This window comes from Streptomyces sp. NRRL F-5755 (assembly GCF_001279365.1).
In the GTDB taxonomy this organism is placed as follows: domain Bacteria; phylum Actinomycetota; class Actinomycetes; order Streptomycetales; family Streptomycetaceae; genus Streptomyces; species Streptomyces rimosus.
Genome location: NZ_LGCW01000107.1, coordinates 1 through 4,695, shown reverse-complemented (window position 1 = coordinate 4,695; position 4,695 = coordinate 1). Strand labels below are relative to the sequence as shown.

Genomic DNA, 4,695 nt, shown 5'->3' with positions numbered 1-4,695 from the left:
AATGAGGGTTGCGCGGTGCAGGCAGGGAGGGTGGGAGAGACTGCGTGAAGGGGGAGAGGAGAGGGGAAAGGCGCGGCGGGGGTGGGCCCGGAGGGGAGCGAGGGGGGAGGCGAAGGAACAGTTCGAGGCGTAGGAACTCGGCCCGCCTACATTGCCCAGGCTGCGCTTCTAGGCCAGCCAGCCCCGTTCCCGGCTCAGCACGGGTGGCAGCCCCATGCTCCACGCCGTAGCGCCAGTAAGGGAGTAACCAGCGGGTCGGCGACAGGCACCAGGTCGGCAGCGTGCCGCGACTCAATTACCACTTTCGGCTACACAGCGCTGCCCCGACTGGCGTGGGAGCGCGAACGGAGAGGAGCAGCGACGTGCGGGGGAATGAGGGCTGCGCGGTGACGGGCGAGGGAGTGGAAGCACATGCGTGAAGTGGGAGAGGAGGAGAGGAAGGCGCGCGCGGCGTTGACGCGCATCGTCGAGCCCGGAGACGAGACGGTGGGGCGTTGGTTACGACGGACGACGCCCGTACACCTCGTACAGTCCCTGGTCGGTGAGCGGGAGATGCCGACGGGGGTGTCGGAGGAGAAGTTCGAGGGGCTACGCCTGCGGGCGACCCGGCTGGATGTGGTGAACAAGCCGGCCGAGGATCTCGCAGCCATCGCCGCACTCGGCGGCCGGTTCGTGTGTCCTGGGGACGATGAGTGGCCGCAGCAGTTGGAAGACTTGGAGGACGGCAGGCCGATCGGCCTGTGGGTACGCGGAAGGGCGAACCTACGGTTGTGGGCGCTGCGATCCGTGGCGGTCGTCGGCTCCAGGGCCTGCACGGACTACGGCGCGCATATGGCGGCCACGCTGGGTGCGAGCCTGGCCGACCGCGGCTGGACCGTGGTGTCCGGAGCCGCTTACGGAGTGGACGGAGCAGCTCACAGAGGCGCCCTGGCCGCGGAAGGAGCCACGGTCGCGGTGCTCGCCTCCGGCGTCGACCACGCCTACCCGCGGGGACACACCGAGTTGATCGGGCGGGTGGCGGAACAGGGCTTGGTGATCGCGGAGTTGCCACCGGGCGATCACCCCACCCGGAGCCGATTCATCCTGCGGAACCGACTTATCGCGGCCCTCACCCGGGGAACGGTTGTCGTGGAGGCCGAACTGCGCAGCGGATCGCTGGTCACCGCACGGCGGGCGGCGGGGCTGGGCCGGTTCACCATGGGGGTGCCAGGGCCGGTCACCAGCGGGCTGTCGGCCGGTGTTCATCAATTGCTTCGGGGCGAAGCCGTCGTCGTCACCAACGCCGCCGAGATCATCGAGCTGGTCGGCAGCATCGGCGATCTCGCCCCCGTCCAGCGCGGCCCCGTGCTCGCCCGCGATCTGCTGGACCCGGTGGCGAGCCGGGTACTCGAAGCGGTCCCCGCGCGGGGTGGTGCGGACTTGCGGCGACTGGCGCGGGATTCAGGAATGGCAGAGGAAGTGACGCAAGGCAAGCTCTTCGAGCTGCAGTCGCTGGGGTTCGTTCAAAGGGGTGGTGCCGTCTGGGAGTTGGCCCGGGTGCCCACAGTCGCTTCGACAGTCCGGCAAGGGGGCCCTTGACCTGGGGCGAACGAGTGAAAGGGGGAGAGGAGCGATCGTAGAATCCGGGTGTGCCGTGCTTTCGTTCGTGGCGCTTCTTGACGGGCTCCGTCATCGCTGGACGGTGGCGGAGCGCGTCGGCCGCCGACACGCCGGACGGGTGGCGAAGTCGCGTACGGGGGAGCGTGCGCCGGGCGCTCGTAACGCTGCTGCCACCCCCTTGTGAGTGGAGTCGATGCCGCCTCCTGTAACCCAGGGGTGCGGGCAGCGGAACGTATCTGCGCACTCCCGAACGACGCTTCATCGCGCATCGCAACACTGCAGTCACGCTACGCTCACGAGTAATCCCGCCCTCACGCACGTGTTCCCCAGTGTTTCGGCAGAACGGCTCAAGGCGACGAATGCCCCAGCACACCTCCGGGTCCGACCGCGCGGCCGCGCCCCCCGCCGCGCGCGGTAGCGTGCGCCCCGCCGCGCCCACCTCACTGGAGGAGCTGTGGCGCGCTTATAAGACCTCGGGCGACGGGCGGCTGCGCGAGCAGCTGATCCTGCACTACTCGCCCCTGGTGAAGTACGTCGCCGGCCGGGTCAGTGTCGGCCTGCCGCCCAACGTCGAGCAGGCCGACTTCGTGTCCTCCGGGGTCTTCGGGCTCATCGACGCCATCGAGAAGTTCGAACCCGAGCGTTCGATCAAGTTCGAGACGTACGCCATCACCCGCATCCGGGGCGCGATGATCGACGAACTGCGGGCGCTGGACTGGATTCCGCGGTCCGTACGGCAGAAGGCCAGGGCGGTCGAGCGCGCGTACGCCACGCTGGAGGCCAAACTCCGGCGTACTCCGTCCGAAGCCGAGGTGGCGTCGGAGATGGGTATCGCGCTGGAGGAACTCCAGGGGGTGTTCAGCCAGTTGTCGTTGGCCAATGTCGTCGCCCTGGAGGAGCTGCTGCACGTCGGCGGCGAGGGGGGCGACCGGCTGAGCCTGATGGACACTCTGGAGGACACGGCCGCCGACAATCCGGTCGAGGTGGCCGAGGACCGCGAGCTGCGGCGGCTGCTGGCCCGTGCCATCAACACGCTTCCCGAACGGGAGAAGACCGTCGTCACGCTCTATTACTACGAGGGCCTCACGCTCGCCGAAATCGGCAACGTCCTCGGCGTCACGGAGAGCCGGGTCAGTCAGATCCACACCAAATCCGTCTTGCAGCTGCGCGCGAAGCTGGCTGATGTGGGGCGTTGAGCTGGGGGCGTGAGGTTCGGCGGTGGTGTCTTTGCGGCTGTGCTGTTGAGGGCGGGTGCGTTCGATCGAGAGATGGTGGGGGTGGTTGGTGTGGTCCGTGCCGTAATGGGCTGGCCGGGGTGTGAGGTGGGTTATGGCTGGGTTGATTACCCGCATCTGGTTATGGGCTTGCCGCTAGTCGTACTTTTGCCTGGCCGCTCGGGTGGCCTTTCGTTCGCCCTTTCTCTCTCCCTCCCCCCCCGCCCACCCGCCGCCACCTCCACCTCCGCGTTCTCCACCACCGCCTCGCCGCGGTCTTCTGAGTCCGTACGTCGCGTCCGACCTCGGCCACCGCACGCGAGCACCATCGCGCTCGCGTCCGCAGGCCGGGCTGTGACCCACGAGCGCTCCCGACGCGTTCCACGGGTGAGCCCGTCGACCTGCCCGGCTCCAGGGCGCGACGCGGTTCGTCCGGTCACTGCACCTCGCCCCGCCCGGCGATCGCACCCGGCTCTCGCGATCAGCCCCGCGCACTGCCACCGCACTCGCCAGCGCGCCGCCCGCTTCCTCCGCATGGTCGGCTCTCGGCGCACGCTGAGACGGGCTCGGCGGCCTCAGTACCGGCGTCCATTCCGCAAGGTCGGTCTCGCCCCATTGCGCCAGCCACCAGCCCACGGCCCCACTCACCGATCCCGCCATGCGCACGTCCACACGCCTGGAGCAGCACAACCACCGTCCGGCCTCTCGCCACGGCCTCCTGCCGAAACGGCGCAGCCTCCTCCTCCCTGCTGCGTTCGCCTCACCTCCGTGGCGTTGTTCGGCCCAGGTTCTGGGGGTATCGGCATGGACACATCGTGATGCGGAGTGCCGTGCCAGGCGTGCCATCCGTACAGTGGTGACGTGCCCAGGATTCGAGCGGCCTCAGTGGCCGAGCACCGGACGATGCAGCGTGGCGCCCTTTTGGACGCTGCCCGCACCCTGCTGTCCGAAGGCGGGACCGAGGCGTTGACCTTCCCCGCCCTCGCCGAGCGCACGGGTCTCGCGCGCTCTTCCGTCTACGAGTACTTCCGTTCGCGCGCGGCTGTCGTCGAGGAGCTGTGTGCTGTCGACTTCCCCGTGTGGGCGGCTGAGGTCGAGGCGGCGATGGACCGGGTCGAGACGCCTGAGGACAAGATCGAGGCTTACGTCCGCCAACAGCTCGCGTTGGTCGGTGACCGCCGGCACCGGGCCGTGGTCGCGATCTCGGCGGGTGAGCTGGACGCCGGTGCGCGGGAGAAGATCCGGGCAGCGCACGGCGGACTCATTGCGATGATCGTGGAGGCTTTGGCCGGCCTCGGTCACGAGCAGCCGCGTCTCGCCGCCATGCTGCTTCAGGGGGTCGTCGACGCCGCCGTTCGCCGTATCGAGCTCGGTGCCGCGGAAGACCCGACGCAGATCACGGAGGCTGCGGTCGCCATGGTCCTGGGTGGCGTAAGGGGCTGATCGGCGCAGACGGCGTTGATCGGCTGGTCGGCCTCCGGTACCTCCGGTACCTCCGGTCCAGGCTTACGGCCCCTGGCCACGACGCCTGAGCCCTGGCTTGCCCCGTCTATCCACGGTCTGCCCGTCTACCGCCTCCCTGCGCGGGCCTCCTCTCATGGCTCTCCCACCATCGTTCTCCCGCCCTGACGCGGACGACGTCAGGCGTTGCCCGTCGACGCTGTGCTTGCCGGTTGCCGGTTTCCGATTGCCAAGCCTCCAGCGTTGCTTCGCCTGCAACGTCGCCGCTGAGCGCGTCGGCCCAACGCGCGCAGCCTTCCTCCCAGATCCCGCATCCCGCGAGTAAGACGTCATTTCATTTGGAGTCGTCGATGGCAGATGAGGGTTGAGGCGATGGCGGTGAAGGCGAGGAAGTGTTCGGGCTTGCGTTCGTAGCGGCGGT

General features: G+C 68.9%; 3 protein-coding genes. All 3 read left to right on the top strand.

The features are described 5' to 3' along the window. The first annotated feature begins 411 nt into the window (after positions 1–411). The 3 genes from dprA to ADK86_RS12950 all read left to right on the top strand — a co-directional run bounded on the left by dprA (position 412) and on the right by ADK86_RS12950 (position 4,256). Positions 412–1,578 (top strand): DNA-processing protein DprA, encoded by a 1,167-nt coding sequence (gene dprA, locus ADK86_RS12960; protein WP_053696730.1) that lies wholly within the window; start codon positions 412–414, stop codon positions 1,576–1,578. 380 nt (positions 1,579–1,958) lie between these two features. Then, a complete protein-coding gene (gene whiG / locus ADK86_RS12955; protein WP_053696729.1) occupies positions 1,959–2,795 on the top strand; it encodes an RNA polymerase sigma factor WhiG in 837 nt (278 codons plus the stop codon). Positions 2,796–3,716: 921 nt separating this feature from the next. Beyond that, complete coding sequence (locus ADK86_RS12950; RefSeq protein ID WP_003980216.1) at positions 3,717–4,256, top strand: TetR/AcrR family transcriptional regulator; 540 nt, start codon at positions 3,717–3,719, stop codon at positions 4,254–4,256. The last annotated feature ends 439 nt before the right edge of the window (positions 4,257–4,695 follow it).

What these genes read in the sequence shown, in the direction of transcription:
- dprA (WP_053696730.1), top strand. Translation starts at nt 412, where the DNA reads ATGCGTGAAGTGGGAGAGGAGGAGAGGAAGGCGCGCGCGGCGTTGACG.
- whiG (WP_053696729.1), top strand. Translation starts at nt 1,959, where the DNA reads ATGCCCCAGCACACCTCCGGGTCCGACCGCGCGGCCGCGCCCCCCGCC.
- ADK86_RS12950 (WP_003980216.1), top strand. Translation starts at nt 3,717, where the DNA reads ATGCAGCGTGGCGCCCTTTTGGACGCTGCCCGCACCCTGCTGTCCGAA.